The sequence below is a fragment of the Rhizobium sp. 62_C5_N11_2 genome (genome assembly GCF_051811185.1).
GTDB classification, from domain to species: domain Bacteria; phylum Pseudomonadota; class Alphaproteobacteria; order Rhizobiales; family Rhizobiaceae; genus Rhizobium; species Rhizobium leguminosarum.
This window is the reverse complement of sequence record NZ_JBPWPW010000001.1, coordinates 3,447,501-3,471,573: the sequence shown is the minus strand read 5'-3', so window position 1 is coordinate 3,471,573 and position 24,073 is coordinate 3,447,501. Positions and strand designations below refer to the sequence as shown.

The 24,073-nt window shown below is 62.5% G+C and carries 18 protein-coding genes; 6 read left to right on the top strand and 12 right to left on the bottom strand.

The features are described from left to right. Nucleotides 1-220: 220 nt before the first annotated feature. From AB8B31_RS17295 to AB8B31_RS17270, 6 genes are all read left to right on the top strand, one after another. On the top strand, nucleotides 221-2,017 hold the full coding sequence (locus AB8B31_RS17295; RefSeq protein ID WP_315859558.1) for a sensor histidine kinase: 1,797 nt from the start codon (nucleotides 221-223) through the stop codon (nucleotides 2,015-2,017). Further along, nucleotides 2,014-3,348: a sigma-54-dependent transcriptional regulator gene (locus tag AB8B31_RS17290; protein WP_011653327.1), complete on the top strand. Its 1,335-nt coding sequence runs from the start codon at nucleotides 2,014-2,016 to the stop codon at nucleotides 3,346-3,348. Before AB8B31_RS17295 ends, AB8B31_RS17290 begins: the two co-directional genes overlap by 4 nt. Nucleotides 3,349-3,676: 328 nt before the next feature. After that, nucleotides 3,677-4,660, top strand: coding sequence for a tripartite tricarboxylate transporter substrate-binding protein (locus tag AB8B31_RS17285; protein ID WP_028733468.1), 984 nt, complete (start codon nucleotides 3,677-3,679; stop codon nucleotides 4,658-4,660). Between the two features lie 214 nt (nucleotides 4,661-4,874). Continuing rightward, nucleotides 4,875-5,336: a tripartite tricarboxylate transporter TctB family protein gene (locus AB8B31_RS17280; protein WP_439007471.1), complete on the top strand. Its 462-nt coding sequence runs from the start codon at nucleotides 4,875-4,877 to the stop codon at nucleotides 5,334-5,336. A gap of 9 nt (nucleotides 5,337-5,345) precedes the next feature. Beyond that, a complete protein-coding gene (locus tag AB8B31_RS17275; RefSeq protein WP_018243405.1) occupies nucleotides 5,346-6,851 on the top strand; it encodes a tripartite tricarboxylate transporter permease in 1,506 nt (501 codons plus the stop codon). Between the two features lie 215 nt (nucleotides 6,852-7,066). After that, entirely contained in the window at nucleotides 7,067-8,236 is a 1,170-nt protein-coding gene (locus AB8B31_RS17270) for a M20 aminoacylase family protein (RefSeq protein ID WP_018243404.1), read from the top strand. 57 nt (nucleotides 8,237-8,293) lie between these two features. On the opposite strand, the gene AB8B31_RS17265 is transcribed toward AB8B31_RS17270, so the two are convergent. The 12 genes from AB8B31_RS17265 to AB8B31_RS17210 all read right to left on the bottom strand — a co-directional run bounded on the left by AB8B31_RS17265 (nucleotide 8,294) and on the right by AB8B31_RS17210 (nucleotide 23,991). Beyond that, nucleotides 8,294-10,081, bottom strand: coding sequence for an adenine deaminase (locus AB8B31_RS17265; RefSeq protein ID WP_018243403.1), 1,788 nt, complete (start codon nucleotides 10,079-10,081; stop codon nucleotides 8,294-8,296). After that, nucleotides 10,078-10,998, bottom strand: a complete 921-nt coding sequence (locus AB8B31_RS17260) for a nucleoside hydrolase (protein WP_026188514.1) — start codon at nucleotides 10,996-10,998, stop codon at nucleotides 10,078-10,080. The genes AB8B31_RS17265 and AB8B31_RS17260 overlap by 4 nt, the downstream gene beginning before the upstream one ends. A 107-nt stretch (nucleotides 10,999-11,105) precedes the next feature. Next, the gene (locus tag AB8B31_RS17255; protein WP_028733463.1) at nucleotides 11,106-12,149 is read right to left on the bottom strand and encodes a LacI family DNA-binding transcriptional regulator; all 1,044 of its coding nucleotides are present in this window, start codon (nucleotides 12,147-12,149) and stop codon (nucleotides 11,106-11,108) included. A gap of 171 nt (nucleotides 12,150-12,320) precedes the next feature. Then, nucleotides 12,321-13,745: an efflux transporter outer membrane subunit gene (locus tag AB8B31_RS17250; RefSeq protein ID WP_018517646.1), complete on the bottom strand. Its 1,425-nt coding sequence runs from the start codon at nucleotides 13,743-13,745 to the stop codon at nucleotides 12,321-12,323. A 150-nt stretch (nucleotides 13,746-13,895) separates the two neighbouring features. Then, nucleotides 13,896-17,006: an efflux RND transporter permease subunit gene (locus AB8B31_RS17245; protein WP_028733462.1), complete on the bottom strand. Its 3,111-nt coding sequence runs from the start codon at nucleotides 17,004-17,006 to the stop codon at nucleotides 13,896-13,898. A gap of 47 nt (nucleotides 17,007-17,053) precedes the next feature. Then, complete coding sequence (locus AB8B31_RS17240; RefSeq protein WP_018445871.1) at nucleotides 17,054-18,265, bottom strand: efflux RND transporter periplasmic adaptor subunit; 1,212 nt, start codon at nucleotides 18,263-18,265, stop codon at nucleotides 17,054-17,056. Nucleotides 18,266-18,434: 169 nt separating this feature from the next. Next, nucleotides 18,435-19,037: a TetR family transcriptional regulator gene (locus AB8B31_RS17235; RefSeq protein ID WP_028733461.1), complete on the bottom strand. Its 603-nt coding sequence runs from the start codon at nucleotides 19,035-19,037 to the stop codon at nucleotides 18,435-18,437. Between the two features lie 211 nt (nucleotides 19,038-19,248). Further along, complete coding sequence (locus tag AB8B31_RS17230) at nucleotides 19,249-20,193, bottom strand: phosphoribosylaminoimidazolesuccinocarboxamide synthase (protein ID WP_018445869.1); 945 nt, start codon at nucleotides 20,191-20,193, stop codon at nucleotides 19,249-19,251. A gap of 83 nt (nucleotides 20,194-20,276) precedes the next feature. Further along, nucleotides 20,277-22,016, bottom strand: coding sequence for an SLC13 family permease (locus AB8B31_RS17225; RefSeq protein ID WP_028733460.1), 1,740 nt, complete (start codon nucleotides 22,014-22,016; stop codon nucleotides 20,277-20,279). A gap of 102 nt (nucleotides 22,017-22,118) precedes the next feature. Further along, entirely contained in the window at nucleotides 22,119-22,805 is a 687-nt protein-coding gene (locus AB8B31_RS17220; protein ID WP_028733459.1) for a phosphoribosyltransferase, read from the bottom strand. A gap of 14 nt (nucleotides 22,806-22,819) precedes the next feature. Next, nucleotides 22,820-23,626 (bottom strand): pseudouridine synthase, encoded by an 807-nt coding sequence (locus AB8B31_RS17215; RefSeq protein ID WP_018445866.1) that lies wholly within the window; start codon nucleotides 23,624-23,626, stop codon nucleotides 22,820-22,822. Nucleotides 23,627-23,784: 158 nt separating this feature from the next. Further along, nucleotides 23,785-23,991 carry a hypothetical protein gene (locus AB8B31_RS17210; RefSeq protein ID WP_018445865.1) on the bottom strand — a complete coding sequence of 69 codons (207 nt, stop codon included), beginning with the start codon at nucleotides 23,989-23,991 and terminating at the stop codon, nucleotides 23,785-23,787. Nucleotides 23,992-24,073: the final 82 nt, after the last annotated feature.

Genomic DNA, 24,073 nt, shown 5'->3' with positions numbered 1-24,073 from the left:
GAAATCCCTGTCCACCCCCATAGAGCGCCGCGCGTCCGGCAGGGAGCGCTAAGGACGCTCTATCACTTTGAATTGGCGCATAATCCTTTCCGAAAATCGATTCCGATTTTCGGGGTTATGCGTTAACTTGAGCCGTCGGGTATGCCTCGCTGGGGAGTGGAGGCAGAAAGGGGAGGAGCCGGATCTGTCTTCGAGATATCGTGCGATAGCGGCTTTGCTGGTGGTGCCGCTGATCATCTTCGCCTTCTTCACTTATGGGAGCGCGATTGCGACGCGCGCCTATATGGAGGAGGCTTCGGCACAGGCAGGAACGGCGCTGCGGCTTGCCGTTTCGGCACTCAGCGGCCATCTCAACCGCTACGAGGCGCTGCCGGCGCTGATCGCCGATCACGACGACATCAAGGAATTGGTGAGCGCGCCCGAGGATGCGGCGCTGCGCGATGCGGCTAATCTCTATCTCAAGGAGATCAACTGGCTGCTGAAATCCTCTGACATCTATGTGGTCAAGCCGGATGGAGAGACGATCGCTGCCAGCAATTACGATGGGCCCGGAAGCTTCGTTGGACAGAATTTCAGCTACAGGCCCTATTTCCAGGATGCGATCGAAGGCCGGCAGGCGCGCTTCTACGCGCTCGGCACCACCTCGTTGAAACGCGGCTATTATTTCGCTGCGCCGATCCGGACCGGTGCGGATATTCGCGGCGTCATCGTCTTCAAGGTCGATATTGATATGATCGAATCCTCCTGGGGCGGCGGCGAATACAAGATCTTCGTCTCCGATCCCGAGGGCATCATCTTCATGTCCGGCAGCCCGGAATGGCTTTACGGCGCGATCCTGCCGCTGACGGCGGACCGCATCGCACGCACGGAGGCCTCGCGGCGCTATGCCAATGCCAGGCTGGCGGCGCTGCCAGTGACGCGACATCACTTCGAGCAGCATGAGCTGATGACGCTGGCCGGCGAGCGCGACTCGAGCGAATATCTGGTGCTCTCGCATTATATGCCGGCCGAGGACTGGACGGTGAACGTGCTGATGGAGACGAGTTCCATCCGCGCCCAGGCGCGCACGGCGCTTGCCGCCGTGTTTCTTATTCTCTGCATTGCAGGGCTTACGGTGGCCGTCCTTCGCCAGCGGCGGGCGCGGCTTGCCGAGCGCATGCAGTTGCAAGCGGAGGCCCGCAACGAACTGGAACAGCGCGTCGAGGAGCGCACGGCCGATCTTGCGCGCGTCAACAGCCGCATCGAGGAGGAGATCGCCGAACGGCGGCTGACCGAACAGCAGCTCCGCCAGACACAAGCCGACCTCATCCAGGCGGGCAAGCTTGCCGGCCTCGGGCAGATGTCGGCTGCCCTTTCGCACGAGTTCAACCAGCCGCTCGCCGCCGCCAAGACCTATACGGACAGTGCCTCCGTCCTCATCGACCGTGGGCGGACGGAGGAGGCGCGGGATAATATCCGGCGGATCGGTGGGCTGATCGACCGCATGGCTGCGATCAGCCGGCACCTGCGCAACTTCGCCCGCAAGCCGAACGAGAAGCTCGGGTCGGTGTCTCTCGACGAGGCGATGCATGATACGCTCGAGATCATTGCCTGGCGGCTGAAGGCGGCGGACGCCGAACTCCTGCTGGATCTCGGGCCGCGTCCGCCGGTTGTGCGCGCCGGTTCGGTGCGTCTGCAGCAGGTGCTGGTGAATGTGATTTCCAACGCGGCCGATGCGGTGGAAGGGCTGGATGACAGACGCATCGAGGTTTCGGCCTTCGAGGAGGCCGGCAAGGTGGTGCTGACAGTGCGGGACCATGGGCCCGGCGTGCCGGCGGCGATCGCCGAGCGTATCTTCGATCCCTTCTTCACGACAAAGGGTGTCGGCAAGGGGCTCGGCCTCGGGCTTTCGATCTCCTACAACATCATCAAGGATTTCGGCGGCAGCCTTGCTGCTGCCAATCATCCCGAAGGGGGGGCGGTGTTCCGCATCGAGCTGCAATCGGCGGCAGGGCTGATGCCGGAGGCGGCGGAATGAACGATGCGAAGATCCTGCTGGTCGACGACGAGGAGGAACTGCGCCGCTCGACGGCGCAGGCGCTGGAGCTCTCCGGCTTCAGCGTCGAGACCTATTCGAACGGCGATCATGTGCTGGAGCTGATCGGCTACAGCTTCCCCGGCGTGGTCGTCAGTGACATCCGCATGCCGGGCATCGACGGCATGACGCTGATGCAGAAGATCCGCGAGCTCGACCCGGAGGTGCCGGTCATTCTCGTCACCGGGCACGGCGATGTGCAGCTTGCGGTGAAGGCGATGCGCGAAGGCGCCTATGATTTCATCGAGAAGCCGTTCACGCCCGAGATGCTCGCCGGCGTCATCCGCCGGGCGATGGAGCGGCGCGGCCTCGTGCTCGAAAACCGGCTGTTGAAAGCGGTCGCCGGCAAGCGCGACGATATCGAGGCGCGGCTGCCGGGTCGCACGCAGGTGATGGTGGATTTGCGCTACCGCATCCGGGCGATCGGGGCGAGCGATGCCGATACGCTTATCGTCGGAGAAACGGGTGCCGGCAAGGAGGTTGTGGCGCGTGCGCTCCACGACATCAGCGCTCGGGCGAGCCGGCCGTTTATCGCGATCAATTGCGCCGCACTGCCGGCAAACCTGATCGAGAGCGAGCTTTTCGGCCATGAGGTGGGGGCCTTTCCGGGTGCGGTGAGGCCGCGTTACGGAAAATTCGAACATGGGCGCGGCGGCACGATCCTGCTCGATGAGATCGGCTCAATGCCCTTCGACCTGCAGGCGAAGTTTCTGCGGGTGCTGCAGGAACGGGTAATCTCACGGCTCGGATCGAACGAAGTGGTGGCGCTCGACGTGCGCTTCATCGCGACGAGCAAGGTCGATCTGGAGGCGGAGGTGGCGGCGGGGCGTTTTCGCGCCGACCTCTTCTATCGGCTGAATGTCGCGACGCTGCACGTGCCGTCGCTGTCGCAGCGGCGGGCGGATGTTCCGCTGCTTTTCCTGCAGCTGGTGCGGGAAGCGGCGGCCCGCTATGGCCGCGACGAGATGGCCGTGCCGCCGGACGTGATCTCCGATATCGCTCAGCGCGACTGGCCCGGCAATGTGCGTGAATTGAGGAACGCCGCAGACCGTCTGGTCCTCGGTCTCGACAATGGCGGGCGCCAAGCCGAGGAGGCGACCGGGCTTGCTGAGCGTGTCGCCGAATTCGAACGAGGGGTCATTGCCAGCGCGCTGGTGGCCCATGGAGGCAGCCTCAGGCCGGTCTATGAGTCGCTCGGCATTTCCCGGAAGACGCTCTACGAAAAGATGCAGAAATATGGTCTCGACAAGCGGATGCTGACCACCGAAAGTTAGCCATTTTCGGAAGGAGCATGCTTTTCGAAGTGACGATTTCGGCGGCTGGCCGCGCATTCTCTCCAACCTCAAGGCGCTGATCGAGCCCGGCGAAGTGGTACTGCCTCAGAAAAGTAAGGGTGTGGCTACAGTGCGATGGGTGGATTTCCACCCATCGCACTGCCTGTTTGTTTCCGAATCGACCCATGCTGCATCGCACTGTCGCAAAATCGTCTTTCGAAAGCGGCTGGAATGATTGCGGGTCGATTTTTCCCGGCGGCAAATAGGTGATCCGAACCGGCGCGGAGGATGTGTCGGCGGGCTTGCTTATTTCATCAGGGAGGAAACGATGAAAATTCTGAAGGCCATGCTCGGCCTGACCGCGGCTGCCGCGGTCTCTGTTCTCGCCAGCGTCGCTTCTGCGCAGACCTATCCCGAGCGCACCATCACCATGGTCGTGCCCTTTGCGGCCGGCGGCCCCACCGATACCGTCGCGCGCCTGGTCGCCGAATCCATGTCGAAGGATCTCGGCCAGCAGATCGTCGTCGAAAATGTCGGTGGCGCGGGCGGCACGCTCGGCGCCGGCCGCGTGGCGAATGCCGATCCCGACGGTTATACCATCCTGCTGCACCATATCGGCATGGCGACCAGCGCCACGCTCTACCGCAAGCTTGCCTATGACACGCTCGGCGCCTTCGACTATGTCGGCCTCGTCACCGAGGTGCCGATGACGATCGTTGCCCGCAAGGACATGGAGCCGGCCGACCTCAAGGGGCTGATCGATTACATCAAGGCCAATAAGGACAAGGTAACGGTCGCCAACGCCGGCATCGGTGCGGCCTCGCATCTCTGCGGCATGATGTTCATGAGCGCCATCCAGACGCCGCTGACGACCGTTCCCTACAAGGGCACCGGCCCTGCCATGACCGATCTGCTCGGCGGCCAGGTCGACGTCATGTGCGACCAGACGACCAACACGACGAAGCAGATCCAGGGCGGCACGATCAAGGCCTATGCCGTGACCTCGCCCAAACGCCTCGACGTGATGAAGGACGTTCCGACCGCCGTCGAAGCCGGCCTGCCGGGTTTCGAAGTCGGTATCTGGCACGGCATCTATACGCCGAAGGGCACGCCGGCTGAGATCAACGAACGTCTGTCGAAGTCGCTGCAGGTGGCGCTGAAGGATCCGAATGTCGGCGCCCGCTTCGCCGAGCTCGGCACGACGCCATCCTCCGACGCTGACGCGACGCCGGCTGCGCTGAAAGCCAAGCTAGAGAGCGAGATCGTCCGCTGGAAAACCGTGATCGAGGCTGCCGGCGAATATGCCGACTGAAGATTATCCTCATCCAGGACATGCCGGATGAGCCCCTCACCCTAACCCTCTCCCCGTGAACGGGGAGAGGGGACTTGCGTCACTCAACGGCGGCAAGAGGCGAAGGGTTTGCAGCATATTCCCTTCTCCCCGCATGCGGGGAGAAGCCGGCAGGCGGATGAGGGCAACCACAGCAGCAGCGCGTCACGAACCATCTCCAACCCCAGGAGACACCATGAAATCCATCAGTTTCGATACCACCAATGCGATCTGCGGCGCGCTTTTCGTCGCGACCGGTGCATTCTTCGCCATCCAGTCGCTGGGGCTCGACCTCGGCACGGCAGTGCGCATGGGGCCCGGTTATTTTCCCCTCGTGCTTGCCTGTGTGCTCGTGCTTCTCGGCGCGATCATCTTCATTCAGGCACTCCGCGTCGAGGGCGAGCCGATCGACCCGTTTGCCTGGCGCGGCATGCTCTTCATTCTGCCGGCACCGGTGTTCTTCGGCTTGACGGTGCGGGGGCTGGGTTTTGCGCCGTCACTGTTCTTCACCGCCTTCATCGCCTGCTTCGCATCGCAAAAGATGAACCTGTTCTTCGCGATCATCCTCTCGCTGCTGCTGACGATCTTTTCGGTGGCGGTCTTCAGCTACGGGCTCGGCTTGCCGTTCGAGCGCTTCGGCCCCTGGGTCCGGTTCTAGGAGACGATGATGGATCTTTTCAGCAATCTCGCGCTCGGCTTTGCGACGGCCGGAACTCCGGAAAACCTGTTCTTCTGCCTGATCGGCGTGCTGCTCGGCACGCTGATCGGCGTGCTGCCCGGCATCGGCGCCACGGCGACGATCGCCATGCTCTTGCCAATCACCTTCCAGCTCGAGCCGGTCTCCTCGCTCATCATGCTCGCCGGCATCTATTACGGCGCGCAGTATGGTGGTTCCACGACGGCGATCCTGATCAACATGCCGGGCGAATCCTCTTCGGCCGTCACCGCGATCGACGGTTACCAGATGGCCCGCAAGGGCAGGGCGGGGGCAGCGCTTGCGATCGCGGCGCTCGGCTCGTTCTTCGCCGGCACCGTGTCGACCTTTCTCGTCGCGATCTTCGCGCCACCGCTCACCGCAATCGCGCTGCAATTCGGTTCAGCGGAATATTTCTCGCTGATGATCGTCGGTCTCGTTTCCTCGATCGCTCTTGCGCATGGTTCTGTCGTCAAGGCGCTGGCGATGGTGGCGCTCGGGCTGCTGCTCGGCCTCGTCGGCACCGACATCTATACCGGCACGCCGCGCTTCACGCTCGGCATCCGCGAATATGCCGATGGGCTGAACTTCGTGGCGCTCGCCGTCGGTGTCTTCGGGGTGGCGGAAATCCTGCGCAATCTCGAGGGCGAGTCGACACGCACGGTGCTGATGGCCAAGGTGTCCGGCCTTTTGCCGTCCCGCCAGGAATTCAAGGAGATGATCGCGCCGGTCATTCGCGGTACGGCGATCGGTTCGGCGCTCGGCATCCTGCCGGGCGGTGGCGCCATCCTTGCCTCCTTCGCCTCCTATACGGTGGAAAAGCGGATGTCGAAGACGCCGGAGGAGTTCGGCAAGGGTGCGGTTGCCGGCGTCGCAGGGCCGGAATCGGCAAACAATGCCGGTGCGCAAACCTCGTTCATTCCGCTCCTGACGCTCGGCATTCCGGCCAATCCCGTCATGGCGCTGATGATCGGCGCAATGATCATCCAGGGCATCGTGCCCGGTCCGAACGTCGCCACCGAGCAGCCGGCGCTGTTCTGGGGCATCATCGCCTCGATGTGGATCGGCAACCTGATGCTGGTCATCCTCAACCTGCCGCTGATCGGGCTCTGGGTGAAGCTCTTGACCGTGCCTTACTACGTGCTCTTCCCCGTCATCATGGCTTTCTGCTCGATCGGGGTCTACAGCGTCAACGCCAACGTCTACGATCTCTATGCCGTCGCCTTCTTCGGGCTCATCGGCTATGTGTTGGCAAAGCTTCGTTGCGAACCGGCGCCGCTCTTGCTCGGCTTCGTGCTTGGGCCGCTACTCGAAGAGAACCTCCGGCGCGCCATGATCCTGTCGCGTGGTGATCCGACGACCTTCGTCACGCGGCCGATCAGTGCCATTCTTCTGGCCATTGCGGTTGCCGTGCTGATCGTCGTCTTCCTGCCGAGCGTCAAGAAGAAGCGCGAGGAGGTGTTCGTCGAGGAGGCGTAGAGCATGATGCCGAAAAGTGTGAGCGGTTTTCGGACGACATCATGCTCTAACTCTTTAATTGAGAACAGGATTCAGATTTTTGGCCCGGCCTAAAATCATCCTGTTCTGGGGTTGAACTTGTGGGCCGTTTGATAAACAAAGAATGATCTGATGCGGGCGCCGGTTGGGCGCCCGTTTCGCATGACAGGATATCCAGGCCCCAGGACCATTGCCCGATGAGCATTCCCGCCCGGATCAAGGACGATCTGCCGTTTCTGACCTCCCTGCGCCGCGACCTGCACGCGCATCCCGAACTCGGTTTCGAGGAGGAGCGTACCGCCGGCATCGTCGCGAGGCTTCTCGAAGAAGCTGGTATCACGGTGCATCCCGGCCTCGGCGGCACCGGCGTGGTCGGCACGCTACAGCTCGGCAACGGCTCGCGCAGGATCGGGCTGCGTGCCGATATGGATGCGCTTGCCATGCCTGAAATGGCAGAGCGGCCTTATAAATCGACCGCGCCCGGCAAGATGCATGCCTGCGGCCATGACGGCCATACGGCGATGCTCCTCGGCGCTGCGCGGCATCTTGCTGCGACGCGGAATTTTTCCGGCACGGTGCATTTCATCTTCCAGCCGGCCGAAGAAGGGCGAGGCGGAGCAAGGCGCATGGTCGAGGAGGGGCTGTTTAAGCTTTTTCCCTGCGATGCCGTCTACGGGCTGCATAACATGCCTGGGCTTGCGGTCGATGAGATCGCCGTGGTCGAGGGACCGCAGCTTGCCTCCTCCGACAGCTGGCGCATGACCTTCCGCGGGACCGGCACACATGGCGCCAAGCCACATCTCGGCCGCGATCCGATCACGGCCGCCGGCACATTCCTGTCATCGCTGCAGACGATCGTCGGACGGGTGGTCGATCCGCTGCAGCCGGCCGTCGTCAGCGCCTGTTTCCTGCGGGCGGGCGACCCGAAGGCGCTGAACGTCATTCCTGATATCGTCGAGATCGGCGGGACGGCGCGGGCCTATTCGTCTGATGTGCGTAATCAGCTGGAGACCGAGATCGGACGACTGGCGCAGGGTAGTGCAGCTATGTACGACATCACCGTGGACTATGCATTCGAACGGCGGATTCCGCCTGTCATCAATGACGCGGATGCGACCATGCGGGCGCTCGCGGCGGCCGGCTCGGTGTTTGGCGGGAAGGTGCAGACAAGTTTTCCGCCGTCGACGGCGGGCGACGATTTCGCCTTTTTCGCCCAGAATGCGCCGGGCTGTTACGTCTGGCTCGGCAACGGCCCGGCGGTGGACGGCGCGCTGCATCACAACACGGCTTATGATTTCAACGATGAAGCGCTTGGTTATGGGGCGGCTTACTGGGTGGCGTTGGTCGAGCGGGAATTGAAGGTCTAGCTGGAGTTTGAGGTGGCGGGACGCACGCCCCTTTGTATAGGGTCTGTGCGTCTCGGCTTACATAACCTCCAGCACCGGACTCTCAAGCACTTTCCCCGTCACCACATCGGCAATTCCCCGATCCGTCTGGTGCGGGCCGGCATTGCAGGCGAGCGTTGCGCCGAAGCAGGCCTTGAAGACCCGATAGGGTGGTTTCCAGTCGACAATCTTTTCCATGGCCTTGCGGATGCCGACGAAGGCCAAGGCGGTCTCCTTCAGCGATGCATCCGTCACCAGGCCGGAGAGCGGCAGCCGCAGGATCGCCTCGATTCGGCCGTCCGTGGCGACCGCCATGCCGCCGCCGGCTGATATGACGGCGTTGGCGGCGAGCGTCATGTCGCGCGCGTTGCCGCCAAAGACGGTGAGGTTGTGGCTGTCATGCGAAACAGTGGTACAGAAGGCGCCGCGCCATTCACCCCAGCCGGTGAGGAAGCCGATACGCGGGGTACCATCGGCTTTGCCGTGGCGATGGGCGACGGCGATCATGGCGCTGCCGGCCGGCGGAACGACGAAACCGTCCCTGACCTCGGTTTCGGCCTCGCCCCATTGCGTGAAGCGCGGGCGGTCGATGGTGGCGACGCGGACGCGCTCGCCCTTCGCCGGAATGCGGAAATCATTCTCAGTCAGCGGCGGCAGCTTCACCGAATTGACAAGCGGCGCCGTATCAATCTGCTGGACGGCAGCCTGCATGCTGCCGTTGCGGGCAGCGATGCGGCCACCTGATATGACCAGCCGTGCCCGGAATTCCATGAGGTCGTCGAAGAGCACAATGTCGGCGCGGCGGCCGGCGGCGACGAGGCCGAGATCGGTGCGCTTCAGACGTTGTGCGGCATTGAAAGTCGCGGCACGGATGGCCCATTCCGGCTTCATGCCGTAGCGCACCAAGCGCCTGATGACGTCGTCGAGGCCACCATCTTCCTGGAGTTCGTCGGGAAAGACGTCGTCAGTGCAGAGCGTGACGGTCGGAGGCAGGTGACCGAGACCGTTCAGCACATCGACGAACTCCTTCAGCAGATGGTCGTGCGAGCCGCGCAGCTCGATCGTCAGGCCGGCGGTAAGCTTGGCGAGGAGATCGGCACCGGAGGTAAGTTCGTGGTCGGAGGTGATGCCCGATGCCATGAAGGCGTTGAGATCGGCGCCTTCGAGGCCGCGGGCATGGCCGCAGACGAGCTTGCCGGCGGCGAGGCCGGCATTGACGATGGCCGCCATGCGCGGATCGCCGTCGATGACGCCGCGCATGTTCATCACTTCGGCGATGCCGTCGACGGCGGAGGAGCGCAGCATCTCGGCGACGACGGAGGCATCGAAATCGGCGCCGGCAAGTTCCAGGCCCGGTGCGGAGGGCACGCAGGAGGGCGCGAGCAGGATCATGCGCAGCGGCAGGCAGCGCGCCGCCTCGATCGCCCAGCGCACGCCGTCGAGCCCGTGGACGTTGCCGAATTCATGCGGATCCCAGACGATCGTGGTGACGCCGCGCGGCAGGACGGCGCTTGCATATTCGGCCGGTGTCACCATCGAACTTTCGACATGCATGTGCGTGTCGATCAGGCCGGGCGTCATGATGCTGCCCGAGGCATTGATGATCTCGACGGCATCCGTGCGGCTTGCCGGGGCATGGACGCTTGATATCAGCGCGCCGACGAGGCCGACATCGGCTTCCCGGATTAGGCCTGTCACCGCATCGAGCAACCGGCCACCGGTGATCAGCATGTCGAAAGGGGCGTCGCCGCGCGCAGCAGCGACGGCGCGGGCGCGCAAGGCGGGATCATTGAGATCGGCGGGTTCTTGACGAGGGATGGCGGTCATTTGCGGGCCTCGTTGACCAAAGCGGCGAGAATGATGACACGCGCCATGTCGGCATCGATGTCGGCGGCGAATTGGGCATTGAAGGTCGCATGCGTGGCGCGGGTCTCGACGACGGTGCGGCCACGGGTGAGGGCACCCTGCAGCTCGACGTCAATACGCGCGGGGCGGAAGCTGACGATATCTGGAGTGACGAAGGCGACCGCGGCGGAAGGGTCGTAGATCGCCATGGCTGGGCGGCCGCGGCTGGTGCCGATGCGGATATAACCCGAAAACATATCGGCGATGAGTTCGGCATTGACACCGCCGGCATGGCGCACCGGCTCGGCATCCTCGGGTCTTGCCAGCACCTTGCGGCAGAGGTCGAGATCGACCATGCGCAGCGGCAAGCCGTGGGCGATGACGATCGACAGGGCTTCGGGATCGGCGAGCGCATTGAATTCGGCGGAGGCCGTATGGTTGCCTGATGTGACGCCGCCGCCCATCCAGACGAGTTCGGTGATACGGGCGGCAAGATCGGGTCGGGCAAGCGCCACGGCAGCGATGTTGGTGAGCGGGCCGAGCGCCAGGATGCGGTGCTGGCCTTTGCGCTCCAGCCAGCGGCAGAGTGCTGCGAAGGCATCGCTTTCGGCAAGGGCAGCCGCCTGCGGCAGGCTCTTGCCTGATGTCGGGATGCCGGTTTCGCCAAGGATCGCCTGAGCGGTTTCGAGCTTGCCGAGAACAGGCATGGCGCGACCCGTGTGGATGGGGAATTTCCAGCCGAAGGCACTGGCTGCACCTGCGGCATTCATTCTCACCTGCGGCAACGGCGTATTGCCGAAGACCAGTGATACGCCGTCGATCTCGAATTCAGACTGCACGACCACCAGAATGGCGGCGATATCGTCGAAACCCATGTCTGTGTCGATCCAGACGCCCATGATTTCACCCGGACCGTTTGAGGGTTGCCGCGCCGGCAACCGGCAGATCGAAGGCGAGCGCGGTATCGAGGAGGAGTGCTGCCGAGGCAATGAAAGCTTTTTTCATCTTACATATTCTCCATCTCTGAAGTCTTTTGTGCCGGTTTCGCAGGCCCGGATGATTGGCGGACGATCAGCTGCATGGCGACGCGTTCAATCTTCGCGGTAACGAGCACGCCCTCCCGGATGCCGCTTGTTTTTATCGTATCCACCAGCGCCGACACGGCAATTTCGGCAATCCTATCCATGTCCATCCGGACCGTCGTCAGCGACGGCGTAACAACAGGCGACCAGATGAGGTCATCGAAGCCGGTGACACTGACATCGGCGGGAATGTTGATGCCAGCCTGCTGCAACTCCGTCAGTGCCCGCAACGCCTGCAGGTCGGAGAGGGCGGCAAAGGCGGTGAAACCCCGCCTGACTTTTTCGGCGAGGCCGAGCGGGCAGCCACTGCCGTTCTCCTGCTCCAGTCGGTCGATCCACAGGGTTTCCGAATGCATGCCCGGGCGCATGCCGGAGCGGATGCCGCCGGTGCGGTCATTCTGGACGTTGGATTCCTGATTGTTGCCGATGATGAGGACACGGCGATGGCCGAGGCCCGCGAGATGGCCGGCGATTTCGAGCCCGCCCTGCCAGTGGTCGGCAGCAACGGTGTTTCCAGGTGTCGAGGGAGTGTCAATGATGGCGACCGGACAGGCAGCGGCTGAAATGCGGGTGGCGCGACGGGGAATGATGACCATGCCGTCGACGCCGCGCTCGACCAGCCGGTTGATCGCCTCGGTCTGGGTGGCGACATCGCCGCGGGAGTCGGCGATCAGCACGCCGTATCCCGCGGCGGAGGCGGCGAATTCGATCGCCTGCGCGATCTTCGGGAATAGCGGGTTAGCGATATCGGGCAGCACCAGGCCGAGAACGCCGCTGCGGCCGGTCCGCAACGCCCGGCCGGCCTGGCTCGGGACGTAACCCAATTCGGCTGCGTGCTCGCGGATTCGTTCGACCAGTTGGCCGGAGACCCGGCCCTTGCCGGAAAGCGCGTTGGAGACCGTCGCGACGGAGACGCCGAGCGACGTCGCAATCCTGCTGAGGTTCGGTCCCGGGCGCGATGGAGGCATATTTGGGGCGTTCTGATTAAACGATTAATCAAGGCCATACATCAGCTCTTTCTGCTTGTCGATTCTAAATTCATCCTCTGCGCAATTATCTGGCGGCGGAATTCAGCGGCTACGAAAAAGCCCCGCGAGACGATCGCGGGGCTCAGTATTTCCAGAAAGGTCAAACGCCGGTCAGCTCTTGGCGGGCTTCACTGGCGCGGTGGTTTTGCCGCCGGGGGCGAAACCGCCGCCGATCGCGATGTTCAGCGAGACATAGTCTTTGGCCATCTGCTGGACGGATGCGGCAAGGCTTGCCTGGGCGAGCGAAACCTGGCGCTGCGCGTCAAGAACGTCGAGCAGCGAGGAGGCGCCGTCCTTGTAGGACGCTGTGGAAAGTTCGAGCGTTTCCTGCGTGGTCTTCACCTGGGCCTGAAGTGCCGCGACCGTTTGAGCGTCACGCCGGACGGCCGAAAGTGCGTTTTCGACCTGCTCGACCGCGGTCAACACCGTCGACTTCCAGTTGAGATAGGCGGTCGCGGCATCGGACTGTGCCGACTTGACGTTGGCGCGAAGGCGGCCACCATCGAAGATCGGCAGGTTGAGCGTCGGGCCGAAGGACCAGGGCGTCAGGCCGCCATGGATGCCACGCTGATTGATGTAGGACGGCGAGATCGAGCCGCTAAGCGAGATGCTCGGATAAAGCTGCGCCTGGGCAACGCCGATATTGGCTGTTGCGGCGGCAAGATCACGTTCCGCGACGCGGATGTCCGGGCGATTGCGGATCAGGTCGGCCGGGATGCCGGAGGTGATGCCGCCGCGGAATACCGGCTGACCGGAGCCCTTCAGCAATTCATCGACAAGAGCCGAAGCCGGCAGGCCGAGCAGCGTGGCGATGTGATGGGCTGATATGCGGATGTTGGTTTCAAGGCCCGGAATTTCGGCGAGCGTCGACTGGACGAGACCTTCGGCCTGAACGACATCAAGACGCGACGCGGCGCCGGCTTCAAGCTGGAACTTGGTAAGTTCGTAGGTTTCCTGGCGAGACTTCAAGTTGGCCTTAGAAAGCGCCAGGCGCTGCTGATAGAAGCGAACGTCGATATAGCTCGAGACAAGGTCCTGAATGAGGGTCAGCCTGGCAACGTCAGCCGATGCGTAAGCGGAATCGAGCGAGGCAAGCGCGCTCTCCGTATTGCGCTTGTAAAGCCCGAATAGATCGAGCAGCCAGCTCAGCTGGACGTCGCCGGCACTGGTGTTGCGCGTGTCGAGCTGCGTGCGCAGCTCGCCCTTCTGGCCGCTGACCGTTTGCGAGGCGCCGACCGTCAGGCTCGGCAGGCCGCCGGCGCCGGCGGTGGTGACGTTTGCGGAAGCTGCATTGATTCTTTCGATCGCCTGCTGAACTGTCAGGTTCTGATCGAGGCCGGCCTTGACGTAGCCGTTCAGTCTTGAATCCTTGAAGGCGGTCCACCATGCTGCAGTAGCAACATCGCCATCACTCTTGGTCCCACCCTCTCCGAATTTGGCGGGCAGCGGCATCTCAGGAGGAACATGATCCGGGCCCACAACGCAGCCCGACAATAATAACAATAATGCCGGTGTGGCAAAACGAAGAGATACCATTCATTTCATCCTGTACTCGAGCAAGTCAATTCTTGTCCAAAGCTTCATGCTTCACTATCGGCCGCCGCGCCTCGTTCTACCAAAAACACCATTCCGAAGCAGTCGGGCGCAATGTAGCAACGGCAACTGCATTATCACAGTGCATTTATATCACAGTCCTGCCGCATTTTTGCCGCGTGTGGCAAAGATGCGTCGAATGACGACGAAAAACGACGGCACGAAGAAAATTCCGAGCATCGTCGCCGCCAGCATGCCGCCGAGAACGCCAATGCCGATGGCGTTTTGCGCCGCCGAGCCCGCGCCTGTCGCGATCGCCAGCGGCACGACGCCCAGAATAAAGGCAAGCGAGGTCATGATGATCGGCCGCAGGCGTAATCTCGCGGCTTCCAATGTCGCCTCGTAGAGCCCCATGCCGCTTTCCATACGATCCTTGGCGAATTCGACGATCAGGATCGCGTTCTTCGCCGCCAGCCCGATAGTGGTGAGCAGGCCGACCTTGAAATAGACGTCGTTCGCCTGGCCGAAGAGGGTTGCCGCCGTCAGCGCCCCGAGAATACCGACGGGCACCGCCATGATCACCGAGAAGGGGATCGACCAGCTTTCGTAAAGCGCCGCCAGGCAGAGGAAAACGACGAGAACCGAGATCGCATAGAGCATCGGTGCCTGCGAACCGGAAAGGCGCTCCTGATAGGATATGCCCTGCCAGGCGACCGTATAACCGCCGCCGAGCTCATTGGTCAGGGCTTCCATTTCATTCATCGCATCGCCGGAGGAAACTCCGGGAGCGGACGCGCCGTCGAGCGGAATGGCGCTGACGGCATTGAAGCGGGCAAGCGAGGGCGCGCCCTTCACCCACTCCGAGCGGGTAAAGGCGGAGAAGGGCACCATTTCGCCGTCATTGTTGCGGGCGTACCAGTGGTTGAGGTCGCTCGGCTGCATGCGGAAGGGCGCATCGCCCTCGACGTAGACCGGCTTGATCTCGCCATTCAGCGTGAAGTCGTTGACGTCGCGGCCGGTGAAGATGATCGACAACATCGAGTTGACCGAGGCGATGTCGACGCCCATGGCGCCGATCTTCTCCTGATCCAGCACGATGCGCATCTGCGGCTCGACTTCCTTGTTGCTGCTGCGCAGCGCCACGATCTTGCCCGACGTGTTGCCCATCTGGATCAGCCGCTTGGAGGCTGCCGTCAGGGCGTCGTTGCCGTGGCCGCCGGTATCGACGAGATACATCGAGAAGCCGCTCGACACGCCAAGCCCCTGGATCGCCGGCGGGAGCAGCGCGAAGACCTGCGCCTCGCGGATCGCAAAGAAGCTGCGCAGCGCACGGTTGACGACCGATTGGGCGCTCAGCGTCGGATCGGTGCGCTGTGCGAAATCCTTCAGTTTGGTGAAGACGATGGCGCTGTTCTGGCCGGAACCGCTGAAGCCGAAGCCGAGCGCACCGAAGACGGAATCGACGGCGTCCTTCTCGTTTTCACGATAATATTTCTCGACCTTCTCGACGACCGCCTGGGTCTGCTGCGTGGTCGAACCCGGCGGCGTGGTGACGATGGTCAGCAGCACGCCCTGGTCTTCCTGCGGCAGGAAGGAGCTCGGCAGGCGGGTGAAGAGATAAGCGCAGCCGGCGCCGACCAGAAGGAAGACCAGCATGACACGGATCGGCCGCTTCAGCAGATAGCCGATGGCGCTGATATAGCCGTTGGTCGAGCGCGTGAAGTTGCGGTTGAACCAGTCGCCGACACGGTGCTTCCTGTGTTCGCCGACCGGCTTCAGCATCGTGGCGCAAAGTGCGGGCGTCAGCACGAGGGCGACGAGCGCCGACAGCAGCATGGCCGAGACGATGGTGATCGAGAACTGGCGATAGATGATGCCGGTCGAACCACCGAAGAAGGCCATCGGAATGAAGACGGCAGTCAGGACGAGCGCAATGCCGACAATGGCGCCGGTGATCTCGCCCATCGATTTTTCCGTTGCCTCGAGCGGCGAGAGCTTTTCTTCGGACATGATGCGTTCGACGTTTTCGACGACGACGATGGCGTCGTCGACGAGAAGACCGATCGCCAGCACCATGGCGAACATCGTCAAGGTATTGATCGAGTAACCGGTGACCGCCAGCACCCCGAAGGTGCCGAGCAGCACCACGGGAACGGCAATCGTCGGGATCAGCGTCGCACGGAGATTCTGCAGGAAGACGAGCAGCACCACGAAGACGAGCACGATCGCCTCGATCAGCGTGTGCACGACCTTCTCGATCGACAGTTCCACGAAGGGCGTGGTGTCGTAGGGATAGGTGATCTCCACACCTGCCGGCAGGCCGCGGCCGATGACCTCCAGGGCGGAGCGCACACGGGCAGCGGTATCGATTGCGTTGGCGCCGATCGCAAGGTTGACGGCAAAACCGGTCGATGGCTGGCCGTTGTACCGCGAACTACCGCCGTAGCTTTCCTGACCGATCTCGATGCGCGAGACGTCGCTCAGGCGCACCGTCGCGCCGTCCTTTTCGACCTTCAGGATGATGTGCTCGAAATCGGCGACGGTGGTCAGCTGGCTTTGAGCGGTGATGGTGACGTTGATCTGCTGGCCGGGGATCGTCGGCTGGGCACCGAGCGAGCCAACGGAGACCTGGGTGTTCTGCGCCTGGATGGCTGACGTCACGTCGCTCGGCGTCAATTGGTATTTCAGCAGCTTGAACGGATCGAGCCAGACGCGCATGGCGTATCCCGAACCGAAGACATTGATGCTGCCGACGCCTTCCAGGCGTTGGATCTGATCCTCGATCGAGGTCGACATGATGTTGCCGAGGTCGACGGAGTTGCGTTTGCCGTCGGTCGAAACAAGCGAGCCGACGAGAAGGATGCTCGAGGTCGAGCGGGTGACGCTGATGCCGGCATCGATGACGTCGCTTGGGAGCTGCGACTGAACCAGCTGCAGCTTGTTCTGCACCTGCACCTGGGCGATATCGGGGTCGGCGCTCGTCCCGAAGGTGAGCTGGATGCTGGCCGAACCCGTCGATGAGGTCGAGGTCATATAAGTGAGATCGTCGAGGCCGGTCATGCCATCCTCGATGATCGTCGTCACCGATTTCTCGACAGTCTCGGCGCTGGCGCCGCGATAGGTGGCGTTGATGCGAACCGTCGTCGGGGCGATGTCGGGATATTGCGAGATCGACAGCGTGAAGATCGCCAGCAGGCCGGCGAGCATGATGGTGATCGCAATGACCCAGGCGAAAATCGGACGTCGGATGAAAAACTTGGCCATCGGTTGTTCCTGTGCGACGAGACGGTGACGATGCGGGGCTTCAGCGATTACTTCGCTGCAGGCTTCTGTGCGTCACCGGCCGCGGGCTGCTCGGCAGGCACGACCACGCCGTTGTCATTGATCTTCATCGGGACCGGCTTCACCGGCATGCCGGAGGTGATCGATTGCAGGCCGCTGACGATCAACTGATCGCCGTCCTTGATGCCTTCGGTCACGAGCCAGGAATTGTTGGAGGGCGAGCTGTTCTCGAAGGCGCGGGTTTCGACCTTGCCGTCGGCGGAAACGAACTGTGCCGTCAGCCGGCCGTTGGCGTCACGGCTTGTCGCCAGCTGCGGGAGCGCATAACCGGCCTCGGCGCCAAGCTCGACGGTTGCGCGGACATACATGCCGGGCAGGACAATACGGTCGGGATTGGGAAAGAGCACGCGGATGATGAAGGTACCTGTGGTCTCGCTGACCACCTGCTTCGACATGTCCAGCTTGCCCTGCTGGTTGTATTCCTTGCCGTTTTCCAGGATCAGGTGGAAGACGACATTGGCTTCGCCCTTGATGTCCCCGGCGGTCATCGCATCACGCAGCTTCAGCAGGTTGGTGCTCGATTCCGTCAGCGAGATGTAGATCGGATCGAGCTGGCGGATCGTCGTCAGCGCCGTCGTCTGGTTGGCAGAGACGACGTTGCCGACGTTAACGGCCGTCTGGTCGATGATGCCATCGAAAGGGGCGACGATCCTGGTGTGGTCGAGGTCGATCTGTGCCGCGGAAAGCGCGGCCTTCGCCGACTCGACTTCGGCCTTGGCCTGGAGCAGCGTCGTCTTGGCTGTTTCGAATTCGATCTGGGTGGCGCCGCTGCCGACGAGGCGCTGATAACGGTCGAGATTGCTTTCAGCGCTCGGCACGCTGGCTTGCGCCTTGGAGATAGCCGCCTTGGCCTGCTCGACGATGGCGATATAGGGTGCATCCTCGATCTGGTAGAGAAGGTCGCCCTTCTTGATTTCGCCGCCTTCCTTAAAGGCGATCTCACGGATGAGGCCGCTGACCTGCGGCCGGATATCGGCTGTCTGAAATGTCTCGGCGCGGCCTGGCAGGATCGTGGTGATTGGGAACGTGCCCTTCGTCAGCGCAATCACGCCGACGGGGGCAGCCTGCTGTGCCGCGCCTGCGCCCGCATTGCCGGCCGGCTTGGAGCCATTGTCGCTGCAGGCGGCGAGAAGGGCTGCGAATGCCAGGGCCGAGGAGATGAGGAGGGCACGCCGTATCATGCTGAATTCCTGTGCGGTGGCAATCGCCGTTCAATCTACGAGCTCGGGCCTGCGGGCTCGGCTTGACCAAGCGCAGGCTTATATAAGCGTCAGGATTGAGTTCGCTCCAAATGCCGTTATCCGAATTTAAGAAAAGCTTTACGAAGTGACGTAATTCAGCAATCATCACTTAGCAAGCGCTATTTTGCAGTGCGGCATCGACGAAACACACGATTTTTTCGGCGCGGCGCACGAGCGTCTCCTTGTCGTCGCGGGCGATCAGGACAGGGTGCAGCACGCCGGCCAGGACGTCTGCGACGGTATGTGCCGCACTCCCGGCATCGCGGCAATGATAACGTCCCTCCGCCATGCCTTCGTGGATGATCTCGCCGAGCTTCGCTTCGATGCGGGCGCGATAGCGATTACCGGCCTCGAGTTTGGCTTCAATCGTCGAGAGTACCATTTCGAAGATATAAGGGTTCTTCTGGATGTCCTGCAGGTGGCTCTCCAGCAGGCGCAGGATGAAGCGGAGCAGTTGTTCCCTCGGCGGCAGGTTCCCATCAAAGGCTGCGAAGCGCTCGGCAGCATCGTCGAGATGGCGTCCGGCGATCGCATCGACGAGCGCGACCTTGGAACGGAAATGCTTGAAGACATTGGCGGGCGACATGTGGAGCGCGCCGGCGATATCGGCGATCGACACAGCAACGAAGCCGCGCTCGCGAAACAGCATCTCCGCCATGGAGAGAATGTCCTCTCGCGTTTCCTCGGCCTTGCGTCTTGGCCTTCTTGTCATCTGTTCCCCGCCGGGCCGAGCCCGATACCCCTTTTTGCCAATGCTAGCGCATAAGCCCGAAAATCGGAATCGATTTTCGGAAAGGATTATGCGCCGATTCAAAGTGATAGAGCGTCCTTAGCGCGTCCTTTCGGGCGCGCGGCGCTCTAGCGCTATTGGACGAAATGCTGCAAGCCGATGATCGGCCCGGCGGCTTTCGTGTGCCGCGATTTCAAGGGAAATAGCGGGCGAGGTTGGTTCGGACACGGGCAAGCGGCGTCTCGCCGCTATTGTCGGGAACGAAGCGCTCACCGGTTATCGCCTCGTAGGCTTTGATGTAGACGGCCGAGGTCTGCTCGATCAGTTCGGCGGGGATTTCCGGGATCTCGTCCTTATAGGGATCGCAACGCTCCGCCACCCAGGCGCGGACGAAATCCTTGTCGAAACTTTCCGGGCGTTTTCCAGCGGCAAAGCTTGCCGGATAGCTTTCGGCAAGCCAGTAGCGACTGCTGTCCGGCGTATGGATCTCGTCGGCGAGGATAATGTTGCCGTCACCGTCGGTGCCGAACTCGTATTTGGTATCGACCAGGATCAGCCCGTTTTTCGCCGCCATCTCCTGGCCCCGAGCAAAGAGGGCGAGCGCATATGTCGACAGCGTCTGCCATTGCTCTTTCGTCAGAAGGCCACGCGTGACGATTTCGGCCGGCGTCAGCGGTTCATCGTGGCCGCCGTCGAATTCCTTGCTGGTCGGCGTGATGACAGGTTCGGGCAGGATCTGGTTGTCGCGCATGCCATCGGGCAGACGCATGCCGTACATCTCGCGCTCGCCCTTTTTATAAAGCGTCAGGATCGAGGTGCCGGTGGTGCCGGCGAGATAACCGCGCACGACGATCTCGACCGGCAGGATGTCGAGCCGCTTGCCGATGACCACATTCGGATCGGGATAGTCGAGAACGTGGTTCGGGCAGATGTCCTTCGTCGCCTCGAACCAGTAGCGCGCCGTCTGCGTCAGTACCTCGCCTTTATAGGGGATGCAGGTGAGAATGCGGTCGAAAGCGCTCAGCCGGTCGGTGCTGATAATGATGCGGCGTCCGTCCGGAAGATCGTAATTCTCGCGCACCTTGCCGCGATAATAGTTCGGCAATTCCGGGAAATGGGCTTCGGAGAGAATTCGCACGGCGCTCGACTGTCCTTAATTATTGGGTGAAGACTTCTGCTCTAGTTTCATTGCTGGGGAAGTCAAGCCGATCGGGTAATGCATCACAGCCAGAACAGAGCGGTAAGAAGCAGGGCGAGGCCGTAACTTGTGACGGCAAGCGGCCAGCCGGCGCGCAGGAAATCGCCGAAGCGGTAGCCGCCGATGCCCATTGCCAGTGTGTTGTTGTGATGGCCGAAGGGCGTCAGGAAATCGAGGGAGGCGCCGGCGGCGACCGCGATCAGATAGGCGTCCGGCGCATGCCGGCCGGCTCTTGCGAATTCCAGAGCGATCGGGGTCAGGACGATCGCGACCGTCGCGTTGTTGACAAAAGGCGTCAATGCCATGGCGAGGAAGAGGATGAGGGCGATGCCGATGAGCGGATGGGTGATCGGCACGACGAGGCTGAGCCAGCTGGCGATGGTTTCGGCCGCTCCGGTGCTCGCCACCGCCTGGCCGATCGGGATCATCGCCGCGAGCATGATGATGATCGGCCAATTGAGATCGGCCATCGCCCGACGGATGTTCAGATGATTGAGCAGAGCGAGCACGAGTACGACGCCGGCAAAAGCGACGTCGGGACGCAGGCCGGCCGCGGAGGCGGCGACGCCACAGGCAAAGAGCGCGAAGGGCCGCCAGGAAAGGAGCGCCGGTTCGGCCGGTGCTGTCGAGGCGAGCGGCAGGCACTCGCTTTCCTCCAACGCTTCTGAAATCGCCGGGCGCGGCCCCTCCAGTGTCAATATATCGCCGATCGACAATTGCAGGTCGAGGAAGCGGCCCTCGATGCGTGGCGCGCGCATGGAAAGGGCGGTGACCGCGATGCCGCGACGGTGGAAGATTTCGAGCGAGCGGACGCGCGAACCGACCAACGTGCTTTCCGGCATGACGACGGCTTCGACATGGGTGAAATCCGGCTGCAGGCCATGCGGATGGGCATCGGCCATCAGCGCCTGCGTGGCGGCAAGGTCGGCAAAGACCGCATCGGCGCCCTCGGCAAGCAGCACGTCGCCCGGTTCGATCACCGACTGGTCGAGCGGACCGAAGACGAAATTATCGCCGCGGATCAGCGCGTGCGGCTTGATGCCGAAACGCACCGGGCAATCGGAAAGCCGCACGCCGATCAGTGGCGAGATATCAGGGATGTAACGCTCGACGACGACGCGGCGCGCGGCCGGGGAGGTCGTCACCGGTGTTTCGTCGGGTTCCGGAAACAGGCGCTGCACGCGAAAGGCGATGAGCAGAATTCCGGCGATGGCGACCGGCAGGCCGTCATAGGCGAAATCGAAGAAGCGAAAGCCGGTTCCGGTCGCCTTGGCGAGCCCATCGCTGACGAGCAGGTTGGCCGGGGTGCCGATCAGCGAAACGAGACCGCCGAGCAGGGCTGCGAACGAGACCGGCATGGCGAGCTGACGGCGGGGGATTTTCAGGGCCGCGCCGAGGCGTAGCGCCACCGGCAAGGTGATCGCAAAGGCGCCGATATTGTTCATGAAGATGGACATGAAGCCGGCGAGCGTAGAAGTGCCAGCGATGACGGTGAAGTCGGAGGGTCTTGCGGCCGCGAAACGGGCGGCGAGACTGTCGAAGAGCCTGGCGCGCGCCAGCACCTGGACGATCAGCAGGATCTCGACGACGGTGATGACGACGGGACTGGCGAAGCCCGTGAAGATCTGGTCGGCGGGATAAAGGCCGAGCGCATAGCCGGCAAGCAGGCCGGCGATCGAGACCACCTCGATGCGGATGCGATCGAGCGAGAAGAGAGTGAGCATCGCCAGCAGAAGGATCAGCAGGGATGCTTGCTCGAACATGGGCGGGTCCGTTGTTTCATCGATCAGGCGGACTGTAATCGTTCCTCATGCGCTGTACAGAGGCGCCTTCAGGTCAGGATTGAACAATCCTCACATCTCGCGTCAGGCTGGTGGTGCCTGCCACCGGCCGGCGGCAGTCCGCTCCAGAATGGGCGTTGCGAAGACGCTGACGGTACGCGCGATCCATTGTGGCCCGACGGCTGCGAGGCTGTCGCGCCACCGCTCCGATTGCAGCATGGCCGCACCGATGGCGACGGGTTCGATACCACAGGCCATCAGCAGATGCAGGCCGGCAACGATCGAGGCACCGCTGGAAATGACGTCATCGATGAGTGCGACGCGCCGTCCCTGAAGCAGCGGCAGCATGCGTGGATCGATATAAAGGCGTTTCTGCTGTGTCGGCGTGGTGATCGAAGACAGGGCAACGGAGAGTTCGTCGCGATACCAGAATTTGCGTGAGGTGCCGAGCGGAACATAGCGGTCATGGCCGAGCTTCTGCGCCACGGCGGCGGCCAGCGTCAGGCCGAGCGTCGGCAGGCCGGCGACGACATCGATGCGCATGGACCTGATCTTTTCGGCGAGGCTTTCGGCGAGCGTATCGAGGACGAGGAAGCTCGCCTGGTTGACGATCAGCGAGGCGAGGGCGTGATTGCCATCCGCCAGCTCACGGATCGGCAGGCGAAGCTGACGGCCATCTTCGAGCGCGGCGACATAGAAAGAGGTGAATTCGCCATCGCCGGCAAAGGTGCCGGGCGGGTGGATCTCCTGCCAGAAATCGTGCGGCGCCATCTCCGTCACAGCAGTCAATTGCGTCTCGTCCTTTCCAAGCCGGTTCTCCGGCGCAGCGCCTGCAATTCCGGTTCGGTCAGCGCACGCACGGCGCCTTTCGGCAGTTCGCCGAGTTCAAGCCCGCCAATTGCGACGCGCACGAGGCGCAGGCATTCGGTTCCCAGCGCCTCAAGCATGCGGCGGATCTGGCGGTTGCGGCCTTCGTCGAGCTCGACCTCGATCCATGAATTCCTGTCGCCCTGGCGCAGGCGCCGCGCGGCGGTCGCCGTCAGCAACTCGCCGTCGTGGCGGATGCCCGATGTCATGGCGGCAATGTCCTCGTCGTCCATGATGCGGTCGATCTGGACATGATAGGTCTTCGTCACATGCGTGACCGGATCGAGCAGGATCTGGGCGAATTCGGTGTCGTTGGTGAAAAGCAGCAGGCCCTCGCTCGCTTTGTCGAGCCGGCCGACGGGAGAGAGATGCGGGATGTCGAAATCCCTGAGGCAATCATAGACCGTCGGCCTGCCTTCTGGATCGTGGCGGGTGGTGACGAGACCGCGGGGCTTGTTGAGCATCAGATAGATTTTCGCTTCGGCAGCGATGGCGAGGCCATCGATACTGATCCTTGCCGTGGCAAGATCGACCCATGCGGAGGTATCGCTGACGGTGCGGCCGTCGACCGCAACGCGATTTTCGGCAATCAGACGTTCGGCCTGCGTGCGGGAGCAATAACCGAGCTTGGACAGGGCGCGGGGAAGGGTAACCCGCTTAGCCGCGGCGTTATCGGCGGGCTTTGTCCGCTCACGCGTCTTGTGCGGTGGGCGCCGCTCCCTCATCTGCCATCCTTGTCCTGCTTTTGGTGCCGCTTTCTTGGCATGAACGGCGCAAGGATGCCAGCAAGGCAATTTAGAAACGAGGGGAATAACAGGCGCCGCAAAAGAGGCTCAGCGCTTTGGGGAAAAGCGCCGTCACGGCTTGATAGGGTGGCGCTGCCTCAGCGGCAGGCCATGAAGCCGGCCAGTTCCTTACGGCTGACGACGATACCGGCGGCGGCCTTGACCGGGTCTGGATGTGTATAGGACAGACTAGGCATTTCCGGCAAATCGAGTGCCTGGCGCATATTCATGATGCCGACCGCATAGCGGCCATTGTCGCTGTCGACGCTGACTTCGATAATGCAGTTGGCTCGCTTGTTTTCCATGGTAGTCCTCCCTTCGTTTTTTATGTTCCCATAGCTCACATTAAAAATTGGTTTTTGTAAGACATAAGCATTTACGCACCCT